18 protein-coding genes and 2 tRNA genes are annotated in these 23,442 nt (G+C 59.1%); 18 read left to right on the top strand and 2 right to left on the bottom strand.

The features are described from left to right. Positions 1-11 precede the first annotated feature (11 nt). The 10 genes from CKW23_RS05930 to CKW23_RS05885 all read left to right on the top strand — a co-directional run bounded on the left by CKW23_RS05930 (position 12) and on the right by CKW23_RS05885 (position 13,053). The gene (locus tag CKW23_RS05930; protein ID WP_025258293.1) at positions 12-1,427 is read left to right on the top strand and encodes an N-acetylmuramoyl-L-alanine amidase; all 1,416 of its coding nucleotides are present in this window, start codon (positions 12-14) and stop codon (positions 1,425-1,427) included. Continuing rightward, on the top strand, positions 1,427-3,367 hold the full coding sequence (gene mutL / locus CKW23_RS05925) for a DNA mismatch repair endonuclease MutL (protein ID WP_025258294.1): 1,941 nt from the start codon (positions 1,427-1,429) through the stop codon (positions 3,365-3,367). The genes CKW23_RS05930 and mutL overlap by 1 nt, the downstream gene beginning before the upstream one ends. Next, positions 3,368-4,339 (top strand): tRNA (adenosine(37)-N6)-dimethylallyltransferase MiaA, encoded by a 972-nt coding sequence (gene miaA / locus CKW23_RS05920; protein ID WP_095067233.1) that lies wholly within the window; start codon positions 3,368-3,370, stop codon positions 4,337-4,339. It begins immediately after the preceding gene. Positions 4,340-4,431: 92 nt separating this feature from the next. Next, complete coding sequence (hfq, locus tag CKW23_RS05915) at positions 4,432-4,692, top strand: RNA chaperone Hfq (protein WP_025258296.1); 261 nt, start codon at positions 4,432-4,434, stop codon at positions 4,690-4,692. 12 nt (positions 4,693-4,704) lie between these two features. Further along, a complete protein-coding gene (gene hflX / locus CKW23_RS05910; protein ID WP_025258297.1) occupies positions 4,705-6,006 on the top strand; it encodes a ribosome rescue GTPase HflX in 1,302 nt (433 codons plus the stop codon). A 96-nt stretch (positions 6,007-6,102) separates the two neighbouring features. Further along, a complete protein-coding gene (gene hflK / locus CKW23_RS05905) occupies positions 6,103-7,281 on the top strand; it encodes an FtsH protease activity modulator HflK (protein ID WP_025258298.1) in 1,179 nt (392 codons plus the stop codon). Next, positions 7,281-8,150 carry a protease modulator HflC gene (hflC, locus tag CKW23_RS05900; RefSeq protein WP_025258299.1) on the top strand — a complete coding sequence of 290 codons (870 nt, stop codon included), beginning with the start codon at positions 7,281-7,283 and terminating at the stop codon, positions 8,148-8,150. Before hflK ends, hflC begins: the two co-directional genes overlap by 1 nt. A gap of 271 nt (positions 8,151-8,421) precedes the next feature. Next, complete coding sequence (locus CKW23_RS05895; protein WP_025258300.1) at positions 8,422-9,609, top strand: ATP phosphoribosyltransferase regulatory subunit; 1,188 nt, start codon at positions 8,422-8,424, stop codon at positions 9,607-9,609. 54 nt (positions 9,610-9,663) lie between these two features. Continuing rightward, a complete protein-coding gene (locus CKW23_RS05890; protein WP_025258301.1) occupies positions 9,664-10,956 on the top strand; it encodes an adenylosuccinate synthase in 1,293 nt (430 codons plus the stop codon). Between the two features lie 162 nt (positions 10,957-11,118). Further along, positions 11,119-13,053, top strand: a complete 1,935-nt coding sequence (locus CKW23_RS05885; protein WP_025258302.1) for a methyl-accepting chemotaxis protein — start codon at positions 11,119-11,121, stop codon at positions 13,051-13,053. A gap of 117 nt (positions 13,054-13,170) precedes the next feature. Here CKW23_RS05885 and CKW23_RS05880 read toward each other — a convergent pair. Further along, positions 13,171-13,257 (bottom strand) — tRNA-Leu (locus CKW23_RS05880). A 165-nt stretch (positions 13,258-13,422) separates the two neighbouring features. After that, positions 13,423-13,509 (bottom strand) — tRNA-Leu (locus tag CKW23_RS05875). 225 nt (positions 13,510-13,734) lie between these two features. On the opposite strand from CKW23_RS05875, the gene rnr reads away from it, so the two are divergent. The 8 genes from rnr (at position 13,735) to CKW23_RS05835 (ending at position 23,410) form a co-directional block, all read left to right on the top strand. After that, the gene (gene rnr, locus CKW23_RS05870; RefSeq protein WP_025258303.1) at positions 13,735-16,350 is read left to right on the top strand and encodes a ribonuclease R; all 2,616 of its coding nucleotides are present in this window, start codon (positions 13,735-13,737) and stop codon (positions 16,348-16,350) included. Beyond that, positions 16,347-17,108: a 23S rRNA (guanosine(2251)-2'-O)-methyltransferase RlmB gene (rlmB, locus tag CKW23_RS05865; RefSeq protein WP_025258304.1), complete on the top strand. Its 762-nt coding sequence runs from the start codon at positions 16,347-16,349 to the stop codon at positions 17,106-17,108. The genes rnr and rlmB overlap by 4 nt, the downstream gene beginning before the upstream one ends. 235 nt (positions 17,109-17,343) lie before the next feature. Next, positions 17,344-17,769, top strand: coding sequence for a 30S ribosomal protein S6 (rpsF, locus tag CKW23_RS05860; RefSeq protein ID WP_002551828.1), 426 nt, complete (start codon positions 17,344-17,346; stop codon positions 17,767-17,769). A gap of 28 nt (positions 17,770-17,797) precedes the next feature. Next, positions 17,798-18,028 (top strand): 30S ribosomal protein S18, encoded by a 231-nt coding sequence (rpsR, locus tag CKW23_RS05855; RefSeq protein WP_002551829.1) that lies wholly within the window; start codon positions 17,798-17,800, stop codon positions 18,026-18,028. Positions 18,029-18,067: 39 nt separating this feature from the next. Beyond that, positions 18,068-18,964, top strand: a complete 897-nt coding sequence (locus tag CKW23_RS05850; RefSeq protein WP_095067232.1) for a hypothetical protein — start codon at positions 18,068-18,070, stop codon at positions 18,962-18,964. A gap of 20 nt (positions 18,965-18,984) precedes the next feature. Further along, entirely contained in the window at positions 18,985-19,431 is a 447-nt protein-coding gene (rplI, locus tag CKW23_RS05845) for a 50S ribosomal protein L9 (RefSeq protein WP_025258306.1), read from the top strand. 124 nt (positions 19,432-19,555) lie between these two features. After that, on the top strand, positions 19,556-20,950 hold the full coding sequence (gene dnaB / locus CKW23_RS05840) for a replicative DNA helicase (protein ID WP_025258307.1): 1,395 nt from the start codon (positions 19,556-19,558) through the stop codon (positions 20,948-20,950). A 150-nt stretch (positions 20,951-21,100) separates the two neighbouring features. After that, positions 21,101-23,410 carry a YgiQ family radical SAM protein gene (locus tag CKW23_RS05835; RefSeq protein WP_095067231.1) on the top strand — a complete coding sequence of 770 codons (2,310 nt, stop codon included), beginning with the start codon at positions 21,101-21,103 and terminating at the stop codon, positions 23,408-23,410. The last annotated feature ends 32 nt before the right edge of the window (positions 23,411-23,442 follow it).

The following is a 23,442-nucleotide window of genomic DNA, read 5'->3' as shown; positions in this document are numbered from 1 at the left end:
TGGGGTTAGGTATGCGCATGCGCGCGCTGGTTACTGTAGTGGGCCTGCTGGTGATGGCTGTGGCCGTCGAAGCGCTGGCCGCTACCCAAGTACGAAGTGTCCGCTTATGGCGTGCACCGGATAACACCCGGCTGGTTTTCGATCTGTCCGGGCCTGTCCAGCACAGTGTTTTCACGCTGACATCGCCTGATCGTCTGGTCATCGATATCAATGGTGCGACCCTTGCCGGGCCGCTGAATGTGGCAACGGCCAATACGCCGATCACCAGCATGCGTTCGGCTCAACGTACTCCGACGGATCTGCGGGTGGTCATCGACCTGAAAAAGGTGGTCACGCCCAAGAGCTTCACCCTGGCGCCCAACCAGCAGTACGGCAACCGCCTGGTGGTGGACCTGTTCGACAATGCCGCCGACGCCAATCCTGCGCCGACTATCCCGGACAACGTGGCCAATACTGCGCCCGCTGTCCCTGTGAGCCCGGCCAAGCCCGAAATCAAGCTGACGCCTGTGCCCAACGGCAAGCGCGATATCGTGGTCGTCATCGACGCCGGTCATGGAGGCGAAGACCCTGGCGCCTCTGGCGGCAGAGGCCAGCAAGAGAAACATGTGGTGTTGTCCATCGCCAAGGAGTTGCAGCGCCAGATCAACGGTGAAAAGGGCTACCGTGCCGAGCTGACGCGCACCGGCGACTATTTCATTCCGTTGCGCAAACGTACGGAAATCGCTCGTGCCAAGGGCGCAGACCTGTTCGTGTCCATTCACGCCGACGCCGCACCTTCAAAAGCAGCCTTTGGTGCCTCGGTGTTTGCCTTGTCCGACAAGGGCGCAACCTCCGAAACAGCACGCTGGCTGGCGGACAGTGAAAACCGTTCCGACCTGATCGGTGGTGCCGGTGCGGTCAGTCTGGATGACAAGGACCGGATGCTGGCGGGCGTGCTGCTGGACCTGTCCATGACGGCTTCGCTGTCGTCGAGCCTGAACGTCGGGCAGAAGGTGTTGAGCAATATCGGTCGGGTGACTTCGCTGCACAAATCCCGTGTCGAACAGGCCGGGTTCATGGTGCTCAAGTCCCCTGACATTCCGTCGATCCTGGTGGAAACCGGCTTCATTTCCAACGCCAACGAAGCGAACAAGCTGACGACCTCTTCTCACCAGCAAGCGTTGGCCCGCTCGATCAATTCGGGCGTCAAACAGTTCTTCCAGCAGAATCCGCCTCAAGGCACTTACATCGCCTGGCTGCGGGATAACGGCAAGCTGGCGCAAGGGCCTCGTACCCATGTCGTGCGCTCGGGGGAAACCCTTGCGATGGTGGCTGCCCGTTATGACATGAGCGTGGCGACCCTGCGCAATGCCAACAACCTGAAGACCGATGCCTTGCGCATCGGCCAGGATCTGAGCATTCCGAGTACGGAGGTCGCTGCGCAATAATGAGTGACCTCCTTCTCGATGGCGATCAATCCGACGCCGTGAATGCAGCAGTGAATGCTGCCCGAATCGAACTGCTCAGCCCGCGACTGGCCAACCAGATCGCCGCGGGCGAAGTGGTCGAGCGCCCGGCCTCGGTCATCAAAGAGCTGCTGGAAAACAGCCTGGATTCCGGTGCCCGGCGCATTGATGTCGATGTCGAGCAAGCCGGTATCAAGCTGCTGAAAGTCCGTGATGACGGCAGCGGCATTTCTTCCGATGACCTGCCTCTTGCACTGGCGCGACATGCCACCAGCAAGATTCGCGAGCTGGAAGACCTTGAACGTGTCATGAGCCTGGGGTTTCGGGGTGAGGCGCTGGCGTCGATCAGCTCTGTGGCGCGCCTGACCCTGACATCTCGTACCCGCGATGCCGACAAGGCCTGGCAGGTCGAAACCGAAGGTCGCGACATGGCGCCGCGTGTGCAACCCGCCGCGCATCCGGTCGGTACTTCGGTGGAAGTGCGGGATCTGTTTTTCAATACGCCGGCGCGTCGCAAGTTCCTTAAGGCCGAGAAGACCGAATTCGATCACCTGCAGGAAGTCATCAAGCGCATGGCGCTGGCGCGTTTCGACGTCGCTTTCCATCTTCGCCACAACGGTAAAACTGTGCTCAGCCTGCACGAAGCCCATGACGATGCTGCGCGAGCGCGTCGTGTGGGGGCGATCTGCGGGCCTGGCTTCCTGGAGCAGGCGCTGCCGATAGAAATCGAGCGCAATGGCCTGCATCTGTGGGGGTGGGTCGGCTTGCCGACGTTCTCGCGCAGTCAGGCGGATCTTCAGTATTTCTTCGTCAATGGCCGTGCGGTGCGCGACAAGCTGGTGGCCCATGCGGTTCGTCAGGCCTATCGCGACGTGCTGTTCAATGGTCGGCACCCGACATTCGTGCTGTTTTTCGAGCTGGATCCGGCTGCCGTGGACGTCAACGTTCACCCGACCAAGCATGAAGTGCGCTTCCGTGACGGGCGCATGGTGCATGATTTCCTGTACGGCACCCTGCATCGTTCCCTGGGTGATGTGCGCCCCGACGATCAGTTGACCAGTGCGCCGATACCCGTGGTCGAACGCCCAAGCGGGCCGCAGGCCGGGGAGTTCGGGCCGCAAGGTGAAATGCGTCTGGCGAACAATGTGCTGGAGCAGCCTCAGGGCGAGCCTTATGCGCGACCGGCATCTGGCGGTTCGGGCGGCGGCTATCAGTATCAGTACTCGCCACGTCCGACTTCCGCATTGCCAACTGCCGAAGCGCAAAGTGCCTATCGGGAGTTTTTCGCGCCGCTGCCCGAGGCTGCACCGGCTTCGCTACCGGCGTCGCAAAGCGATATTCCGCCACTGGGTTACGCACTGGCGCAGCTCAAGGGTATTTATATCCTGTCCGAAAACGCCCACGGGCTGGTGCTGGTGGACATGCATGCCGCCCATGAGCGCATCATGTACGAGCGCCTGAAAATCGCCATGGCCAGCGAAGGCCTCAGCGGGCAGCCGTTGTTGGTGCCCGAGTCGCTGGCGGTGAGTCAGCGCGAGGCCGATTGTGCCGAAGAGCACATCGCGACCTTCCAGCGCCTGGGCTTCGAATTGCAGCGCCTTGGCCCGGAAACCCTGGCCATCCGGCAGATTCCGGCACTGCTCAAGCAGGCCGAGGCGAACCGTCTGGTCAGCGATGTACTGGCCGACCTGATGGAATACGGCACCAGCGACCGGGTGCAGGCGCATATCAACGAACTGCTGGGCACCATGGCGTGTCATGGCGCGGTTCGGGCCAATCGCCGTCTGGCCATCCCGGAAATGAACGCCTTGCTGCGCGATATGGAAAACACCGAGCGCAGCGGCCAATGCAACCATGGTCGACCCACCTGGACCCAGATGGGCCTGGACGACCTGGACAAATTATTCCTGCGCGGTCGTTGAATGAATGCTTTACCACCGGCCATCTTTCTCATGGGGCCAACTGCCGCTGGCAAGACCGATCTTGCCATCGAACTGACCAAAGTCCTGCCCTGCGAGCTGATCAGCGTCGATTCGGCGCTGGTCTATCGTGGCATGGATATCGGCACGGCCAAGCCTTCACGGGAGCAACTGGCCGAATTTCCCCATCGTCTGATCGATATTCTCGACCCGTCCGAAAGCTACAGCGCCTCCGATTTCCGTACTGACGCCATGGCCGCCATGGCCGAAATTACCGCACGGGGAAATATTCCTTTGCTGGTGGGCGGCACTATGTTGTATTTCAAGGCTCTATTGGACGGGCTTGCCGATATGCCTGCCGCCGATGCACAGGTTCGAGCCGAGCTTGAAGCTCACGCAAAGGCCCATGGCTGGCAGGCGTTGCATGATCAGTTGGCTGCCGTGGACCCGGTGTCTGCGGCACGTATACATCCCAACGATCCGCAGCGTCTGATCAGGGCGCTGGAGGTGTATCGAGTCAGCGGGATGAACATGACTGCGCATCGCGAGCAACAATCTGAGCAAACTGCTCAAGCCGCAGCGTCCGGGCGTCAGCAATTGCCCTATACTGTGGCCAGTCTCGCGATAGCTCCGGCTGATCGCAAGGTGTTGCATGACCGCATCGCGCTACGCTTTTTGCAAATGCTGGATCAGGGGTTTCTGGACGAAGTACTGGCTTTGCGCTCAAGAGGAGACCTGCATTCGGGTTTGCCATCGATAAGAGCTGTCGGTTATCGCCAGGTCTGGGATCACCTGGATGGGAAGCTGACACGGGAAGAAATGCAGGAGCGGGGCATCATTGCCACGCGCCAGTTGGCTAAAAGGCAGTTCACCTGGCTACGCAGTTGGGAGAATTTGCACTGGTTGGACAGCCTGGCACGCGACAATCTGCCACGCACCTTGAAATACCTGGGATCGGCCTCCATATTGGGCTGAGTCCTTGCAATTGCCGTCTATCCTTGGGGGGTGGCCGGTTCAAGCCAATCGAATTCGTTTTATTATTATTGATCCTTAAAGGAGTGCGGCACATGTCAAAAGGGCATTCGCTACAAGACCCTTACCTGAATACCTTGCGTAAAGAGAAGGTCGGGGTTTCGATCTATCTGGTTAACGGCATCAAGCTGCAAGGCACCATCGAGTCTTTTGACCAGTTCGTCATCCTGCTGAAAAACACTGTCAGCCAGATGGTCTACAAGCACGCAATCTCCACTGTTGTTCCTGTTCGTCCGATTCGCCTGCCTAGCGCTACCGATTCCGATTCGGGTGACGCTGAGCCAGGTAACGCCTGATAGGAGTCTGCCTTGTTCTTTGAGCGCCACAGTGGTGGTGAGCGGGCAATTCTCGTTCACCTGGATGGTCAGGACCCTGAGGCGCGCGAAGATCCGCAGGAGTTTCAGGAGCTGGCCATATCGGCGGGTGCCGATACCGTCGCGTTTATCAACGTGCCGCGTCATCGGCCATCGGCCAAATACCTGATTGGCACTGGCAAGGTCGAAGAGCTTCGCGACCAGGTCAGGTCCGAGCAGGCCGATCTGGTTATCTTCAATCACACCCTCTCGCCCAGCCAGGAACGTAACCTCGAGCGTGCATTCGAGTGTCGCGTGCTGGATCGCACCGGTCTGATTCTGGACATTTTCGCGCAACGTGCGCGCACTCACGAAGGCAAGCTGCAGGTCGAACTGGCCCAGCTTGAGCATATGAGTACCCGTCTTGTTCGTGGCTGGACTCACCTTGAGCGTCAGAAAGGTGGTATCGGTTTGCGTGGGCCGGGTGAAACCCAGCTGGAAACGGACCGTCGCCTGCTTCGGGTTCGCCTGCGGCAGATCAAGGCGCGCCTGGAAAAGGTTCGCAGTCAGCGCGATCAGGCCCGCAGAGGGCGCAAGCGCGCCGATATTCCTTCGGTTTCACTGGTGGGTTATACCAACGCCGGCAAATCGACACTGTTCAATGCGGTGACAGACTCTGAGGTGTTCGCGGCCGACCAGTTGTTCGCAACCCTCGATCCGACCCTGCGCCGTCTGCAGCTCGACGATCTGGGGCCGATCGTTCTGGCCGATACCGTGGGTTTCATCCGTCACCTGCCGCACAAGCTGGTCGAGGCTTTCCGGGCAACGCTCGAAGAGTCGAGCAACTCGGACCTGCTGTTGCATGTGATCGATTCCCATGAGCCTGACCGCATGTCGCAGATCGAACAGGTCATGGCGGTGCTGGGAGAGATCGGCGCCGAGGGCTTGCCGATCCTTGAGGTGTATAACAAACTCGATTTGCTGGAAGGTGTGGATCCTCAGATACAACGCGATGCCGATGGCAAGCCGCAGCGTGTCTGGGTGTCTGCCCATGACGGTCGAGGGCTGGACCTGCTCAAGCAGGCTGTGGCCGAACTGCTGGGTGACGATTTGTTTGTCGGCACCTTGCGTTTGCCTCAGCGTTTTGCTCGACTGCGCGCACAGTTTTTTGAGTTGGGCGCGGTGCAGAGTGAAAACCATGACGAAGAAGGTGCCAGCCTGTTGGCAGTTCGTCTGCCGCGAGTCGAATTCAATCGCCTGGTGAGTCGCGAAGGACTGCAGCCGCTGGAGTTCATTGAGCAACACACTTTGCAATAAAAGCGCGGTAAAGCCATTGTACGGCTTTAACGGGCATTCTGTAGCATTGGTTGGCGCGCCGTGGGCGCGTCTTTGCTTTATCAGATGGAGAGCGCTATGGCTTGGAATGAGCCGGGTGGCAACTCGAATAATCAAGATCCCTGGGGTGGAAAACGCCGTGGCGGCGACCGCAAGGGACCACCTGATCTCGACGAGGCCTTCCGTAAGCTGCAGGAAAGCCTGAATGGGTTGTTCGGCGGCGGTAAGAAACGCAGCGGTGACGGTAATGGCGGCGGTTCGGGTGGTGGCGGTGGCTTCGGCCTGCTGGGCATCGGCCTTGTCGTGCTTTTCGCTTTCTGGCTTTACAACGCCGTTTACGTCGTTGACGAGCAGGAGCAGGCTGTAGTTCTGCGTTTCGGCCAATACTACGAAACCGTAGGTTCGGGTCTGAATATCTATTTCCCGCCGTTCGATCGCAAGTACATGGAAAACGTGACTCGCGAACGTGCCTACAGCAAGCAGGGCCAGATGCTGACCGAAGACGAGAACATCGTCGAAGTGCCGCTGACCGTGCAGTACAAGATCAGCAACCTGCAGGACTTTGTGCTGAACGTCGATCAGCCTGAAATCAGCCTGCAGCACGCGACCGAAAGTGCGCTGCGCCATGTCGTGGGTTCCACGGCGATGGATCAGGTACTGACCGAAGGTCGTGAGTTGATGGCGAGCGAAATCAAGGAGCGTCTGCAACGCTTCCTCGATACCTATCGCACCGGTATCACCATCACCCAGGTGAACGTACAGAGCGCCGCTGCACCGCGTGAAGTGCAGGAAGCCTTCGATGACGTGATCCGTGCCCGTGAAGACGAGCAGCGTGCCCGCAACCAGGCCGAGAGCTACGCCAATGGCGTGATTCCTGAAGCCCGTGGTCAGGCCCAGCGCATCATCGAAGATGCCAACGGTTATCGCGATGAAGTGGTTTCCCGCGCCAAGGGTGAAGCTGACCGCTTTACCAAGCTGGTTGCCGAATACCGCAAGGCTCCTGAAGTTACCCGCCAGCGTCTGTATCTGGACACCATGCAGGAAGTCTTCAGCAACACCAGCAAGGTTCTCGTGACCGGCGACAAGGGTCAGAACAATCTGCTTTATCTGCCGCTCGACAAGATGATCGAAAGCAGTCGTGGCGGTAGCACCGGAAACACTTCGGGTTCCGGCAGTGCATCCGCAACTGGAACGGATACTGGTGCGCGAGCGCCCGATACCCAGCAGCGCGATGTACGTACCAGGGAGAGTCGCTGATGAGCAATAAATCGCTGATCACCCTTATTGTTGGCGTGGTGCTGGCAATCGTTGCCTGGAACAGCCTCTATATCGTGTCCCAGACCGAGCGTGCGGTTCTGCTGCAATTCGGTCGTGTGGTCAAGGCTGATGTGCCGCCGGGCCTTCATGTGAAGATTCCTTACATGAACCAGGTGCGCAAGTTCGATGGCCGCCTGCTGACGCTCGACGCGCCTACCCAGCGTTTCCTGACGCTGGAAAAGAAAGCGGTCATGGTCGATGCCTACGCCAAATGGCGCGTGAAGGATGCGGAGCGTTTCTACACCGCGACTTCCGGCCTCAAGCAGATTGCCGACGAGCGCCTGTCGCGTCGTCTGGAATCCGGCCTGCGTGACCAGTTCGGCAAGCGCACCCTGCACGAAGTCGTGTCGGGTGAGCGTGACGCGCTGATGGCTGACATCACGGGCTCCCTGAACCGCATGGCCGAGAAAGAGCTGGGTATCGAAGTGATTGATGTCCGCGTCAAGGCCATCGACCTGCCCAAGGAAGTCAACCGCAGCGTATTCGAGCGCATGAGCACCGAGCGTGAGCGCGAAGCGCGTGAACACCGGGCCAAGGGTAACGAGCTGGCTGAAGGTATTCGTGCCGATGCCGATCGTCAGCGCCGTGTGCTGCTGGCTGAAGCCTATCGCGAGTCTGAAGAGGCACGCGGTGACGGTGATGCCCAGGCTGCTGCGATCTACTCCAAGGCTTACGGCCAGGACCAGGAGTTCTACGCGTTCTACCGTAGCCTGCGCGCCTACCGCGAAAGCTTCACGAGCAAGAGTGACGTGATGGTGCTTGATCCGGGCAGCGAGTTCTTCCGCTTCCTGGAAAAAGCCAAGCCGTAATTCATCAACCCGCCGGGCGGCAAAACCGTCCGGTGGGGTGATCGTACGGTAAAACGTGTGTATGATGCGGCAGCCGGGAAATTCCCGGCTTTTTTGCGTCTGCACGATTGATTGGCCGCAGCCGACTTAGCGGGCGGCAAGATTTTTCGAGGAGAGTGGTCAGCAAGGCCTGTCTCGGGCGTTTGTCGTGCCCGTCATACGGGCGACCACTTTCTGCTTCACTCAAGGCTTGCCTCACGGCTGGCCACCCGGATCACAGGGGAATGGCGTAATGGCAACGGTTGACCGCTGGCTGCTACCAGATGGCATCGAAGAAGTACTGCCACCAGAAGCGGCGCGTATCGAAGTAGCGCGTCGTCAGGTGTTGGATCTGTTCCAGAGCTGGGGCTATGAGTTTGTCGTCACCCCGCATATCGAATATCTGGAGTCTCTGCTCACCGGAGCCGGCTCGGACCTGGATCTGCGCACCTTCAAGGTGATCGATCCGCAGTCGGGACGGCAAATGGGCTTTCGTGCCGATATCACGCCGCAGGTGGCGCGTATCGATGCGCACACCCTCAAACGTGAAGGGCCAAGCCGTCTTTGCTACGCGGGCAGCGTCCTGCATGCCCAGCCGCGTGCCTTGTCATCCTCGCGCAGCCCGATTCAACTGGGCGCCGAGTTGTATGGCGATGCGAGCCCGAGCAGCGATGTCGAAGTCATCAGCCTGATGCTGGCGATGCTGCAACTGGCCGACGTACCTGATGTCCACATGGATCTTGGGCATGTGGGCATTTATCGTGGGCTGGCCCGTGCGGCCGGTCTGTCGGGCGAGGTCGAGCAGCAGTTGTTCGATGCCCTGCAGCGCAAGGCCATCGATGAAGTCATTGCCCTGACGGCCGATCTGCCGCAAGAGCTGGCCACGATGCTGCGGGCTCTGGTCGACCTGTGCGGCGGCCGTGAAGTTCTGGCTGCTGCTCGTGACCGTCTGGCGAATGCGCCTGCGCCCGTGCTCGCTGCACTGGACGATCTGCTGAGCATCGCCGAGCGCCTGTCTGCGCGCTTCCCGCAGTTGCCTTTGTATTTCGATCTCGGTGAGCTGCGCGGCTACCACTACCATACCGGTGTGGTCTTCGCGGTGTTCGTGCCGGGCGTAGGTCAATCGATTGCCCAGGGCGGTCGTTATGATGATATCGGCGCCGACTTCGGTCGCGCCCGTCCGGCAACCGGTTTCTCCACGGACCTGAAAACTCTGGTGACACTGGGTCGTGCAGAAATCGAGCTGCCATCGGGTGGTATATGGATGCCGGACAGCACGGATGCAGCACTCTGGCAGCAGGTTTGCCAGTTGCGCAGCGAAGGGCAGCGTGTGGTTCAGGCTTTGCCTGGGCAGCAGGTGAGTGCAGCGCGTGAAGCCGATTGCGATCGGCAATTGATTCAGCATGGCGAGCGTTGGCAGGTAATGCCGCTGGCTTCTTGAGTATTCCTGCCGGCCGCCGCCGGCACCCAGTTTGCGTGAATGAGGACAAGTGTTATGGGTAAGAATGTCGTAGTCCTGGGCACCCAATGGGGTGATGAGGGCAAAGGCAAGATCGTTGATCTGCTGACCGAACATGCGACCGCTGTGGTTCGCTATCAGGGTGGCCACAACGCAGGTCACACACTGGTGATCGATGGCGAGAAGACCGTCCTGCACCTTATTCCGTCCGGTGTGCTGCGCGAAGGCGTGCAGTGCCTGATCGGTAACGGTGTAGTGGTTGCACCCGACGCGCTGCTGCGCGAAATCGTCAAGCTTGAAGAGAAAGGCATTCCGGTGCGCGAGCGTCTGCGCATCAGCCCTTCATGCCCGCTGATCCTGTCGTATCACGTTGCTCTGGATCAGGCGCGTGAAAAGGCGCGTGGCGAACTGAAGATCGGTACGACCGGTCGCGGTATCGGCCCGGCTTACGAAGACAAGGTCGCGCGTCGCGGTCTGCGCATTGGCGACCTGTTCCATCGTGAGCGTTTCGCAGCCAAGCTGGGCGAACTGCTCGACTACCACAACTTCGTGCTGGTCAATTACTACAAAGAGCCTGCCATCGACTTCCAGAAGACGCTCGACGAGTGCATGGAATACGCTGACCTGCTCAAGCCGATGATGCTCGATGTCACCGCTGCGCTGCATGAAATGCGTCGCGACGGCAAAGACATCATGTTTGAAGGTGCCCAGGGTTCGCTGCTGGATATCGATCACGGTACCTATCCGTACGTCACCAGCTCCAACACCACTGCTGGCGGCATTGCTACCGGTTCGGGTTTCGGTCCGATGTACCTGGATTACATCCTGGGCATCACCAAGGCCTACACCACTCGCGTCGGTTCGGGTCCTTTCCCTACCGAGCTGTTTGATGATGTAGGTGCTTTCCTGGCCAAGCGTGGTCACGAGTTCGGTGCTACCACCGGCCGTGCCCGTCGTTGCGGCTGGTTCGATGCGGTCATCCTGCGTCGCGCTATCGAGATCAACAGCATCTCGGGTCTGTGCCTGACCAAGCTGGACGTTCTCGATGGTCTGGAAACCATCAATATCTGTGTTGGTTACGAGAATGACGAGGGTGCTGTCATTGACGCGCCTACCGATGCCGACAGCTACAACGGTCTGCGTCCGGTCTACGAGCAGATGCCAGGCTGGAGCGAATCCACTCTGGGCGCCAAAACTCTGGCAGAGTTGCCTGAGAATGCGCGTGCCTACATCAAGCGTGTTGAAGAATTGGTAGGCGCGCCTATCGATATCATCTCCACCGGCCCTGACCGCAACGAAACCATTGTTTTGCGTCATCCGTTTGCCTGATCGGGCTCGTTGAGCTATCTAAAAAGGGCCGCATCTTGCGGCCCTTTTTTGTTTCCGGTCGGGTGCTGGATTGTGCTTGCTGAACGGCACGGCGCTTGCTACATAGAAGCGTCAGAAAAGGTGCCATTATTTTAATGTCACCCATGGTGGAGGGATTCTCCCGTGTCAGCAGTGCTCTCTCTTTTACGCAGCCGCTTGCTGCGTCCGGTTTTCATCGCGCTTGGTATTGCCATTCTGGTGCAGGTGCTTGTTGCAGTCGCTCTTACCCGGAGCACCGTCACGGCGCTGGAGGCGGATCTTGCCAGCCGGTTGGGGGTAGATTCGCAACATTTGTCTTCTGAGTTGGAGCGGGCGAGTAGCGAGGTGACATCAAGTCTTGATGCGCTTTCTGCCAGCACCCGTCAACGCTTGAGTGCCGGCTTGTCTACACGTCTCAAGGACGAGCAGGTGCAATTGCGCGCTACGCTGGAAAAGAGCCTCAAGGATTCGGCTACCGATATGGCCGAGTTACTGGCGGCTGTGGCGCCGCGAGCCATGTGGGATAACGATACGCCCACATTGTCCGAATTCGCCCGTCGTGCGCAGCGCAATCCCAATGTGCTGTTCGTCGTCTACGACGATGCTGCCGGTGAGCACCTGACCCGCTATCTGAACCGTGACAATGCCTTGATCAAGTCGCTGCTCGCCAAGGGTGAAGGCGAGCGCGCCATGGACAAGGTCCTGAATGCCGCGAAAAACGATCCGTCGGTTTACTACATCGAAGCCTCTATCAGCCCTAATGGTGTCGAGATCGGCAAGGTGCGCATGGGGGTTTCCACGGCCACGGTCGAGGAAAACCTGGTGGCTCTGGACAAGCGCTTCTCGTCTCTGATCACCAATGGTGAGCAACTGGTTTCGGAAAGTCTGGTGAGCGCATCGAAAGATAGCTCGGCTGCGCTGCGCACTCGTTTGCAGTCTGCCCAGAGCGCTGCGACGGCGATGACCAGCAATACCAGCCTGGCCGTTCAAGGCGCGGCCGAAGACCTGCGCTGGAGGATCGGTCTCGGTCTGGCGCTGGTTGGCCTGGGAGTGTTGCTGCTGCTGGCTGTGGTGCTGGGGCGTCGAGTGGTCAGCAAGCTGCATCTGCTGATTGCGGCCCTCAATGACCTGGCGGCAGGCGAGGGCGATCTGACCAAGCGTGTCAAACTCGACAGCAATGACGAGATTGGCGATATGTCGGCGGCGGTCAACCGCTTCATCGACAAGTTGCAGCCGATCGTGCGCGAGGCGGGCGAAGTGGCTCAGCGTACCGGTGTTGAAATCGGTGTGATGAGCCAGCGTAACGCTGGCGCCGATGCGGCGGCTGAGCGGCAGCGTGACGAAGTGGCGGCCAGCCTGAAGGCTCTTGAGCAGATGGCCGATGAGGCGCAGTCGGAAAGCAATGCCATGCAGGCTGCTCTGCAGCAGGTGGTCGGTATCAAGCAGGCGACCGACGAGAACACTCGCACTTCGAATCAGGTGGGTGGGTTGATCGAGGCGCTGGCCGGGCAGGTGGAAACCGGATCGAAAGTCATCGAGCGTCTGGCGCAGCAAAGCGAGCAGATCGAAGTCGTGCTTGAGGTGATTCACGGGATTGCCGAGCAGACCAACCTGCTGGCCCTGAATGCCGCCATCGAAGCGGCTCGCGCTGGCGAGACCGGGCGTGGTTTTGCGGTGGTTGCCGATGAAGTGCGTGCACTGGCCAGCAAGACTCAAAGCTCAACCGGAGACATCCAGGAGCATATCGGTGCCTTGCAGCGCGGTGCCAAGGAAGCTGTGGCTGCCATCGGTCTTGCCGGGCGGCAGGCCAAGGAAGGGCTGGCGGTTCTGCGAGAGAGCGCGAAGCTGCAACAGACAGTCCAGGAATCGGTCGAGCAGGTGCATGCGGCAATCGGTCTCGCGACCAGGGCGGCAGAGCATCAGGCCGAAGGTGCCCAGGCGGTACGCGGTCGTGTGGAAGTGATTCATGCTCAGGCCGAGCAGGCCGCCAAGGCTGTCGTCGAGACTACGGCCAGCGGCAAGGTGCTCAATGGCCTGGCTGCGCAGTTGAAGGCGAGTCTGGGGCAGTTCAGGGCCTGATCATTTCGCGAATGAATTCGCTCCCTCAGTCTGTGGGGGTGAATTCATTCGCGAGCCTGCAAAATTCCAAACCCTGAAAAACACAAAACCGAGCGCGAGGCTCGGTTTTGTTTGAATTGGTGCCCAGAAGAAGACTCGAACTTCCACGACCTTGCGGTCACCAGCACCTGAAGCTGGCGTGTCTACCAATTTCACCATCTGGGCAGCATCTTCAGCGCTGTACGCCGTTGATGGGGCGCACTATACGGAGGGAGTTTCGATCTGTAAACCCCTGTTTTGGTTTTAATAATCAAAACCCTGAAATGCAAAAACCCGCTTTCGCGGGTTTTTGTTTGAGCCTGAAGATTGATGTAATCTGCAGCTCTGAATTGGTGCCCAGAAGAAGACTCGAACTTCCACGACCTTGCGGTCACCAGCACCTGAAGCTGGCGTGTCTACCAATTTCACCATCTGGGCAGTATCAACAAGTGTTTGCCTGTCGATGGCGCGCACTATACGGAGCGCCTTTTAAGCTGTAAACCCCTGTTGCCAAAAATATTTGGAAAATTTCGCAGGCGGCGTCCAGTGCGGTTTTTCGCGCCCTCTGGAAGGATTTTTAGAGGGGTAGGTGAGTCTGAAATTTCCCGTTTCAATAGGTGTATGCCAAACTAACCCACATATAGACAAGGTGAAAACTCTCTAATGGCCGATTGGCAGTCCCTCGATCCCGAGGCCGCTCGTGAAGCGGAAAAATACGAAAACCCTATTCCCAGCCGTGAGCTGATTCTGCAGCACCTTGCCGAGCGCGGTTCGCCGGCAAGTCGCGAGCAACTGGTCGAAGAGTTCGGCCTGTCCACCGAGGATCAATTCGAGGCCTTGCGTCGTCGTCTGCGGGCGATGGAGCGCGACGCTCAGTTGATCTACACCCGCCGCGGAACCTACGCGCCGGTGGACAAGCTGGACCTGATCCTGGGCCGCATCACCGGGCACCGTGACGGTTTCGGTTTCCTGGTTCCCGACGATGGCTCCGACGACCTGTTCATGAGTCCGGCGCAAATGCGTCTGGTGTTCGACGGCGACCGTGCCTTGGCACGCGTTTCTGGCCTTGACCGCCGTGGCCGCCGTGAAGGTGTCATTGTCGAAGTCGTTTCCCGTGCTCACGAAACCATCGTCGGTCGCTACTTTGAAGAGAGCGGCATCGGTTTCGTCATCCCGGATAACCCGAAGATCCAGCAGGAAGTGCTGGTGACGCCCGGGCGCAACAGCAGTGCGAAGATCGGTCAGTTCGTCGAGGTGAAAATCACCCACTGGCCGACGCCGCGCTTCCAGCCGCAGGGTGATGTGGTCGAAGTGGTGGGCAACTACATGGCGCCCGGCATGGAGATCGATGTCGCGTTGCGCACCTACGACATTCCCCATGTATGGCCTGAGGCCGTGCTCAAGGAAGCGGCGAAGCTCAAGCCGGAAGTCGAAGAGAAGGATAAGGAAAACCGCGTCGACCTGCGTCACTTGCCTTTCGTGACCATCGACGGTGAAGACGCTCGCGACTTCGACGATGCGGTCTACTGTGAAGCCAAACCGGGCAAGCTGCGTCTGTTCTCCGGTGGCTGGAAGCTCTACGTGGCGATTGCCGACGTATCGAGCTACGTGAAGATCGGCTCGGCGCTGGATGCCGAGTCCCAGGTGCGCGGCAACTCGGTGTATTTTCCCGAGCGTGTGGTGCCGATGCTGCCTGAGCAGCTCTCCAACGGCCTGTGCTCGCTGAACCCGCTTGTTGATCGTCTGGCCATGGTGTGTGAGATGACCATCTCCAAGACCGGCGAGATGACCGACTACGTCTTCTACGAAGCCGTCATTCACTCCCATGCTCGCCTGACCTACAACAAGGTCAGCACGATTCTGGAGCAGCCGAAGACTTCCGAGGCCAAGGCGCTGCGCGGCGAATACGCTGAAGTAGTGCCGCACCTCAAGCAGCTTTATGCGATGTATAAAGTGCTGCTGGGCGCGCGTCATGTGCGTGGCGCAATCGATTTCGAGACTCAGGAAACCCGGATCATTTTCGGTTCCGAGCGCAAGATTGCCGAAATCCGCCCGACGACCCGCAACGATGCTCACAAACTGATCGAAGAGTGCATGCTGGCTGCGAACGTGGCCACTGCCGAATTCCTGAAGAAGCATGAAATACCTGCGCTCTATCGTGTTCACGATGGTCCGCCGCCGGAGCGTCTGGAAAAGCTGCGCGCTTTCCTGGGCGAGCTGGGTCTGTCGCTGCATAAAGGCAAGGAAGGTCCTACACCGAAGGATTATCAGGCGTTGCTGGAAACCGTGCGCGATCGTCCGGATTACCACCTGATCCAGACCGTGATGCTGCGTTCGTTGAGTCAGGCGGTCTACAGCTCGGACAACAACGGTCACTTCGGCCTGAATTACGAGGCGTATACGCACTTCACTTCGCCGATTCGTCGTTATCCCGACCTGCTCACGCACCGGGCCATCCGCAGCGTGATCCGTTCGAAGCAGGATACGCCGCATGTTCGTCGTGCCGGTGCTGCAACGATTCCGAAGGCGCGTATCTACCCTTACGACGAAGCCATTCTGGAACAGTTGGGCGAGCAGTGCTCCATGAGCGAGCGCCGTGCCGACGAAGCTACGCGTGATGTGGTGAACTGGCTCAAGTGCGAGTTCATGAAGGATCGCGTAGGCGAGTCGTTCCCGGGCGTGATCACGGCCGTGACCGGCTTTGGTCTGTTCGTCGAACTGACCGATATCTACGTCGAGGGTCTGGTTCACGTGACTGCCTTGCCAGGCGATTACTACCACTTCGATCCTGTGCATCACCGTCTCGCGGGTGAGCGCAGCGGTCGCAGCTTCCGCCTGGGCGATACGGTCGAAGTGCGCGTCATGCGTGTCGATCTGGATGAGCGCAAGATCGACTTCGAGGTGTCCGAGAAGGCGGCCAGCGCGCCGGTCGGTCGCAAGCGTCGCGGCCAGGAAACTGCGCCTGCACCTGCTGCCGAGAAGAGCAGCCCGGCTGCCAAGCCTGCCGGGCGTCGTGGCTCTGCGGCCAAGGAAGCCGTGTCCGAAGCCTATCGCCCCAGCGATGCCGCGGCGAAAAACGCCGAAGTGCGCAAAAGCCGGGAAATGAAAAAGGCTCTTCTGGATCAGGCAAAGACCAGCGGCAAGACTTCCTCGGGTAAATCCGACAAGTCTGGTTCTGCTGCGTCGAAACCCAGTAAACATCGTAAGGGTCCGTCCAAGTCGGGCTCTGCTCCAGCTGCGAAAAGTGGCGGGGCGCGTAAACCCAAGGCCAAGTCATGAGTCAGTTGGAAAAAATCTACGGCGTGCACGCTGTAGAAGCGTTGCTGCGTCATCACCCAAAGCGGGTCAAGCACATCTGGCTGGCTGAAGGCCGGAACGATCCTCGTGTCCAGGTGCTTGTCGAGCTGGCTGGTCAGAACCGCGTCACTATCGGTCAGGCTGAGCGTCGCGAAATGGACGCCTGGGTCGAGGGCGTGCACCAAGGCGTGGTTGCCGATGTCAGCCCGAGCCAGGTCTGGGGCGAGGCGATGCTCGATGAGCTGCTGGATCGTACCGAAGGTGCGCCGCTGATTCTGGTGCTCGATGGCGTTACCGATCCGCATAACCTCGGCGCATGCCTGCGTACCGCCGATGCGGCCGGCGCGCTGGCAGTGATTGTGCCCAAGGACAAGTCGGCTACCCTGACGCCAGCTGTGCGTAAAGTGGCGTGTGGCGCGGCGGAAGTCATTCCTCTGGTGGCCGTGACCAACCTGGCCCGCAGCCTGGAAAAACTCCAGCAGCGCGGTCTGTGGGTGGTCGGCACGGCTGGCGAGGCCGAGCAGGAGTTGTATCAGCAGGACCTCACCGGCCCGACCATCCTGATCATGGGGGCCGAAGGCAAAGGCATGCGCCGCCTGACCCGCGAGCACTGCGACTATCTGGTACGCCTGCCGATGGCCGGTAGCGTCAGCAGCCTGAACGTCTCGGTCGCGACCGGCGTCTGTCTGTTTGAGGCGATGCGTCAGCGCAGCGTCAAAGCGGCCGCCGCGCGGAAGTAGGCGTTAGCGGCTAGCGGTAAGGTTCAAGCTGCAAGCGGTCGGAGTACGGCTTGCAGCTTATAGCTTGCCGCTGAAGCTGCTTCTTTCCCTTGCAGCTTCTTCCCCCCTTCTCTACAATTGCGCCCCTTGCTGTCACGGCAGGCGCTTTTGTGTCTGTCCCTGAGCAAGACTAACAGTGTCATTCACTCCTTGTCTGACCGCTTTGGCGGCAGGCTACAACCCGTAAGGAGCATTCATGCGTCATTACGAAATTATCTTTTTGGTCCACCCGGATCAAAGCGAGCAAGTCGGCGGCATGGTTGAGCGTTACACCAAGCTGATCGAAGAAGACGGCGGCAAAATCCACCGCCTGGAAGATTGGGGCCGTCGTCAACTGGCCTATGCAATCAACAATGTTCACAAGGCTCACTACGTGATGCTGAACGTTGAGTGCACTGGCAAGGCCCTGGCCGAGCTGGAAGACAACTTCCGTTACAACGATGCTGTGATCCGTAACCTGGTCATCCGTCGCGACGAAGCCGTAACTGGCCAGTCCGAGATGCTCAAGGCTGAAGAGAACCGCAGTGAGCGCCGTGAGCGTCGTGACCGTCCTGAGCACTCCGACAGCGCCGATGGCGATGACGGTGACAACAGCGACGTTAGCGATAACGCTGACGAGTAATCCACGGACCTTTTGAGGAGCCTATTACATGGCACGTTTCTTCCGTCGTCGTAAATTCTGCCGCTTCACCGCTGAAGACGTGAAAGAGATCGATTACAAAGATCTCAACACTCTGAAAGCTTATGTATCCGAGACCGGCAAAATCGTTCCAAGCCGCATCACCGGTACCAAAGCTCGTTATCAGCGTCAGCTGGCCACCGCTATCAAGCGCGCCCGCTTCCTGGCCTTGCTGGCCTACACCGACAGCCACGGCCGCTGAGACCAGGTAGTCGACAAAACGTAACAAGGGATAGATAGCATGCGCGCCCTGGCTGAATTCATCATGCGCGGCCGTATGCAGGCCACTTTGTTAGTGGCTGGATGTGCGGCATTGCCGCTGTTGTTCTGGTTAAGTGCTGCCGCAGGTTGCCTTGTGCTCCTGCGACGCGGGTTCAGTGATGCCGTTGGTGTCCTGGCCTGGGCTCTGCTGCCGGCTTTGGCCTGGTGGTATTTCGGTGAGCCGCGTACAGCCATGGTGCTGTTCGGTTCGCTGAGTTTGGCAATGGTTTTGCGTGCCAGCGAGTCCTGGGTCCGCGTGCTGCTGGTCAGCGTGGCGTTGGGTGTGTTGTATGCAGTGATTCTGGGCACGGTTTTCCGCGAACCCATTGAAGCGATGTCGCAGGAGTTGCAGAAACACCTGCCGGCAATGCTCACGGGGCTCTACGAGCAATTGAACGTAGAAGAGCGAGCGCGTCTTGGAGCACTGATTACACCGGTACTCAATGGCCTGATAGCGTCGTTGCTGCAAATCGTTACAGTGCTGACCCTGATCCTGGGGCGTTACTGGCAAGCGTTGTTGTACAACCCGGGTGGTTTCGGACGCGAATTTCGCGCCCTGAGACTCCCGCTGATACCAACATCGGTGCTGTTGGTGTGCATGCTGCTGGGGCCGAACTTCGGTCCGCAGATGGCGATGCTTACACCGCTGTGCAGCGTACCGTTGTTGTTCGCCGGGCTGGCCCTGATGCATGGGATGGTGGCTGAAAAGCGACTGGCCAGGTTCTGGCTGGTGGGGATGTACATAACGCTGCTGGTATTCATGCAGCTGATCTATCCGTTGCTCGTGGTGATAGCCATTGTCGACAGCCTGATTGATTTTCGCGGTCGCCGGAAGCCGAAAGACTCCGGAGAAGGCCCTGCGAACGGTGAAGGTTAAAAGTTAAGAGGATTTTCCACATGCAACTGATCCTTCTGGAAAAAGTCGCGAACCTGGGCAACCTGGGCGACAAAGTAAACGTTAAGGCCGGCTACGGTCGTAACTACCTGCTGCCATACGGCAAAGCAACCGCTGCAACCGCTGCCAACCTGGCTGCGTTTGAAGAGCGTCGTGCAGAGCTGGAAAAACTGGCTGCAGAGAAAAAGGCTTCTGCCGAAACTCGCGCTGCCCAACTGGCTGAGCTGGAAGTGACCATCACTGCCACCGCTGGCGACGAAGGCAAGCTGTTCGGTTCTATCGGTACTCACGACATCGCTGATGCACTGACCGCCTCTGGCGTTGAAGTTGCAAAAAGCGAAGTTCGTCTGCCGAACGGCACTATCCGTAACGTCGGCGAATACGACGTTGCCGTGCACCTGCACAGCGACGTTGAAGCGACCGTTCGCGTTGTCGTGGTAGCAGCTTAAGCAGTACGCAATCGTCTGGCGGCTTTGCCGTTAGAGGATTAACATCGGGCACGATCCTGTTTACAGGTCGTGCCTTTTGTCTTTCTGCTAGCCCCTATTCTGTAAACCTCGAATTCAAGTGGCCATGAACGATATTTCCGCCCCCGAGCAATACGATCTGCAAACTGCTGCCCTCAAGGTGCCGCCGCATTCCATCGAGGCCGAACAGGCTGTGCTCGGTGGTTTGATGCTGGACAACAACGCCTGGGAGCGTGTGCTTGATCAAGTATCCGATGGCGATTTCTATCGGCATGACCACCGCCTGATCTTCCGCGCGATTGCCCGGCTAGCCGATCAGAACAGCCCGATTGACGTTGTGACCCTGTCCGAACAACTGGACAAGGAAGGTCAGACGTCTCAGGTGGGTGGTCTGGCGTACCTCAGTGAGCTGGCGAAAAACACGCCGTCTGTCGCCAACATCAAGGCCTATGCCCAGATCGTTCGTCAGCGGGCGACCCTGCGCCAGTTGATCGGCATCAGCAACGAGATTGCAGACAGCGCTTTCAACCCCGAAGGCCGTACCGCCGAAGAAATTCTCGACGAGGCCGAGCGGCAGATCTTCCAGATCGCCGAGGCGCGGCCCAAGACTGGCGGCCCGGTGGGCGTCAATGACCTGCTGACCAAGGCCATCGACCGTATCGACACGCTGTTCAACAGTGATAACGCGATTACCGGCCTGTCCACGGGCTATACCGACCTGGACGACAAGACCAGCGGCCTGCAACCGGCCGACCTGATCATCGTTGCCGGTCGTCCGTCCATGGGTAAGACCACGTTCGCCATGAACCTGGTGGAAAACGCGGTATTGCGCAGCGACAAGGTCGTACTGGTCTACTCGCTGGAGATGCCAGGCGAATCGCTGATCATGCGTATGCTTTCCTCGCTGGGGCGTATCGACCAGACCAAGGTTCGTGCCGGCCAGCTGGAAGATGATGACTGGCCGCGTCTGACCTCGGCGGTCAATCTGCTCAATGACCGCAAGCTGTTCATCGACGATACGGCCGGTATCAGTCCGTCCGAGATGCGTGCCCGTACCCGTCGTGTTGCCCGCGAGCACGGCGACATCGCCATGATCATGATCGACTACCTGCAGTTGATGCAGATTCCGGGTTCTGCCGGTGACAACCGGACCAACGAGATTTCCGAGATTTCCCGCTCGTTGAAAGCCCTGGCCAAGGAATTCAACTGCCCGGTCATTGCCCTCTCGCAGCTCAACCGCTCCCTGGAGCAGCGCCCCAACAAGCGCCCGATCAACTCCGACTTGCGGGAATCCGGAGCGATCGAGCAGGATGCCGACGTCATCATGTTCGTGTATCGCGACGAGGTGTATCACCCGGAAACCGAGCACAAGGGCATTGCCGAGATCATCATCGGCAAGCAGCGTAACGGCCCGATCGGTACGTCCCGTCTGGCGTTCATCGGCAAGTACACCCGCTTCGAGAATCTCGCGCCGGGCAGTTACAACTTCGATGACGAGTGATGCGCAGGAGCGAATTCATTCGCGAATGAATTCGCTCCTGCAGACAGGGCTTCATCGATAACTAATCCGACCACTATCGTCGGATTTGATCATTTTTTGTGCTATATTCCGCGCCCGCGATTTTTCCAACGTGCAAACGTAGGTCCTGACATGCAAGCAGCCAAGCCGTTATTTGACTATCCCAAGTACTGGGCCGAATGTTTCGGACCGGCGCCTTTCCTGCCGATGAGCCGGGAAGAAATGGATCAGCTTGGCTGGGATTCCTGCGATATCATCATCGTCACCGGCGATGCCTATGTGGATCACCCGTCTTTCGGCATGGCGATCATTGGTCGCCTGCTGGAATCCCAGGGTTTCCGCGTCGGGATCATTGCCCAGCCTGACTGGCAGTCCAAAGACGACTTCATGAAGCTCGGCGAGCCGAACCTGTTCTTCGGTGTCGCTGCTGGCAACATGGACTCGATGATCAACCGCTATACCGCGGACAAGAAGATCCGTTCCGACGACGCCTATACACCGGGCGGTCTGGCCGGCAAGCGTCCTGATCGTGCGAGCCTGGTCTACAGCCAGCGCTGCAAGGAAGCCTACAAGCATGTCCCGATCGTGCTGGGTGGTATCGAAGCCTCGCTGCGCCGCATCGCGCATTACGATTACTGGCAGGACAAGGTTCGCAACTCGATCCTGATCGACGCCAGCGCCGACATCCTGCTCTACGGCAACGCCGAGCGTGCGATTGTCGAAGTCGCCCAGCGTCTGTCCTACGGCCATAAGATTGAAGAGATCACCGATGTGCGCGGCACGGCGTTCATCCGTCGCGATACGCCGGCTGGCTGGTACGAAGTCGATTCGACGCGCATCGACCGTCCGGGCAAGATCGACAAGATCATCAACCCGTACGTGAACACTCAAGATACCCAGGCCTGCGCCATCGAGCAGGAAAAAGGCCCGGTTGAAGATCCGAACGAAGCCAAGGTCGTGCAGATCCTGGCCAGCCCGCGCATGACCCGCGACAAGACGGTCATCCGCCTGCCTTCGGTCGAGAAGGTCCGTAACGACGCCGTGCTCTATGCTCACGCCAACCGCGTGCTGCACCTGGAAACCAACCCGGGCAACGCCCGTGCGCTGGTACAGAAGCATGGCGATGTGGATGTCTGGTTCAACCCGCCGCCCATTCCAATGACTACCGAAGAAATGGACTACGTGTTCGGCATGCCCTATGCGCGCGTTCCGCACCCGGCGTATGGCAAGGAGAAAATTCCGGCCTACGACATGATCCGTTTTTCGGTCAACATCATGCGCGGCTGTTTTGGTGGCTGCACCTTCTGTTCGATCACCGAGCACGAAGGGCGGATCATCCAGAACCGTTCCGAAGATTCGATCATTCGCGAAATCGAAGAGATTCGCGACAAGGTCCCAGGCTTTACCGGCGTTATTTCCGATATGGGCGGCCCGACCGCGAACATGTATCGCATCGCCTGCAAAAGCCCGGAAATCGAGTCGGCGTGCCGCAAGCCGTCCTGTGTTTTCCCTGGCATCTGCCCGAACCTGAACACCGACCATTCGGCACTGATCCAGTTGTATCGCAGTGCCCGCGCCTTGCCGGGCGTGAAAAAGATCCTCATCGCTTCCGGCCTGCGTTACGACCTTGCGGTCGAGTCGCCGGAGTACGTCAAAGAGCTGGTGACCCACCACGTGGGTGGCTACCTGAAGATCGCCCCGGAACACACCGAGGAAGGTCCGCTCAACCAGATGATGAAACCGGGCATCGGCAGCTATGAAAAATTCAAGCGCATGTTCGAGAAGTATTCGAGAGAGGCAGGCAAGGAGCAGTACCTGATCCCTTACTTCATCGCCGCCCACCCGGGCACCACCGATGAAGACATGATGAATCTGGCGTTGTGGCTCAAGGGCAATGGTTTCCGTGCCGATCAGGTGCAGGCGTTCTATCCGTCGCCAATGGCTTCGGCGACCGCCATGTATCACTCGGGCAAGAACCCGCTGCGCAAGGTCACGTACAAGAGCGATGGCGTCACCATCGTCAAGAGCGAGGCCCAGCGTCGTCTGCACAAGGCGTTCCTGCGCTATCACGACCCCAAAGGCTGGCCGATGCTTCGCGAAGCGCTGGAGCGCATGGGCCGTGCCGACCTGATCGGCCCTGGCAAGCATCAGTTGATCCCGCTGCACCAGCCGTCGACCGACAGTTATCAGAGCGCCCGTCGCAAGAACTCGACACCGGCAGGCAGTCACAAGGTGGGCAAGGGTGGCAAGACCAACCTGATCCAGACCCAGCACACCGGCCTGCCGCCACGTGGCAGCGACGGCAGCAAGCCCTGGGACAAGCGCGAAGAAGCCAAGGCCGCCGCGCTGGCTCGCAACAAGCAGGCTGCCAAAGAGCGAATGGAAGCCGCCAAGGGCGGAAAGGGCAAGAAGCCAGCCCGTAAGCCAGTGGTCCCGCGCTAACGGCTCCTCCTCCCCGTAGGAGCGAACTCATT

The organism is Pseudomonas sp. Irchel 3A18, assembly GCF_900187465.1.
Classification (GTDB): Bacteria; Pseudomonadota; Gammaproteobacteria; order Pseudomonadales; family Pseudomonadaceae; genus Aquipseudomonas; species Aquipseudomonas cichorii.
This window is presented reverse-complemented; position numbering and strand designations above follow the sequence as displayed.

Bases quoted from the DNA above. Each gene is read 5' to 3' on its own strand.
- dnaB (WP_025258307.1), top strand. From the start codon at position 19,556: ATGAACGATATTTCCGCCCCCGAGCAATACGATCTGCAAACTGCTGCC.
- hflK (WP_025258298.1), top strand. From the start codon at position 6,103: ATGGCTTGGAATGAGCCGGGTGGCAACTCGAATAATCAAGATCCCTGG.
- miaA (WP_095067233.1), top strand. From the start codon at position 3,368: ATGAATGCTTTACCACCGGCCATCTTTCTCATGGGGCCAACTGCCGCT.
- CKW23_RS05930 (WP_025258293.1), top strand. From the start codon at position 12: ATGCGCATGCGCGCGCTGGTTACTGTAGTGGGCCTGCTGGTGATGGCT.
- hflC (WP_025258299.1), top strand. From the start codon at position 7,281: ATGAGCAATAAATCGCTGATCACCCTTATTGTTGGCGTGGTGCTGGCA.
- hfq (WP_025258296.1), top strand. From the start codon at position 4,432: ATGTCAAAAGGGCATTCGCTACAAGACCCTTACCTGAATACCTTGCGT.
- rnr (WP_025258303.1), top strand. From the start codon at position 13,735: ATGGCCGATTGGCAGTCCCTCGATCCCGAGGCCGCTCGTGAAGCGGAA.
- CKW23_RS05890 (WP_025258301.1), top strand. From the start codon at position 9,664: ATGGGTAAGAATGTCGTAGTCCTGGGCACCCAATGGGGTGATGAGGGC.
- CKW23_RS05835 (WP_095067231.1), top strand. From the start codon at position 21,101: ATGCAAGCAGCCAAGCCGTTATTTGACTATCCCAAGTACTGGGCCGAA.
- rpsR (WP_002551829.1), top strand. From the start codon at position 17,798: ATGGCACGTTTCTTCCGTCGTCGTAAATTCTGCCGCTTCACCGCTGAA.
- rlmB (WP_025258304.1), top strand. From the start codon at position 16,347: ATGAGTCAGTTGGAAAAAATCTACGGCGTGCACGCTGTAGAAGCGTTG.
- CKW23_RS05850 (WP_095067232.1), top strand. From the start codon at position 18,068: ATGCGCGCCCTGGCTGAATTCATCATGCGCGGCCGTATGCAGGCCACT.
- rpsF (WP_002551828.1), top strand. From the start codon at position 17,344: ATGCGTCATTACGAAATTATCTTTTTGGTCCACCCGGATCAAAGCGAG.
- rplI (WP_025258306.1), top strand. From the start codon at position 18,985: ATGCAACTGATCCTTCTGGAAAAAGTCGCGAACCTGGGCAACCTGGGC.
- CKW23_RS05895 (WP_025258300.1), top strand. From the start codon at position 8,422: ATGGCAACGGTTGACCGCTGGCTGCTACCAGATGGCATCGAAGAAGTA.
- mutL (WP_025258294.1), top strand. From the start codon at position 1,427: ATGAGTGACCTCCTTCTCGATGGCGATCAATCCGACGCCGTGAATGCA.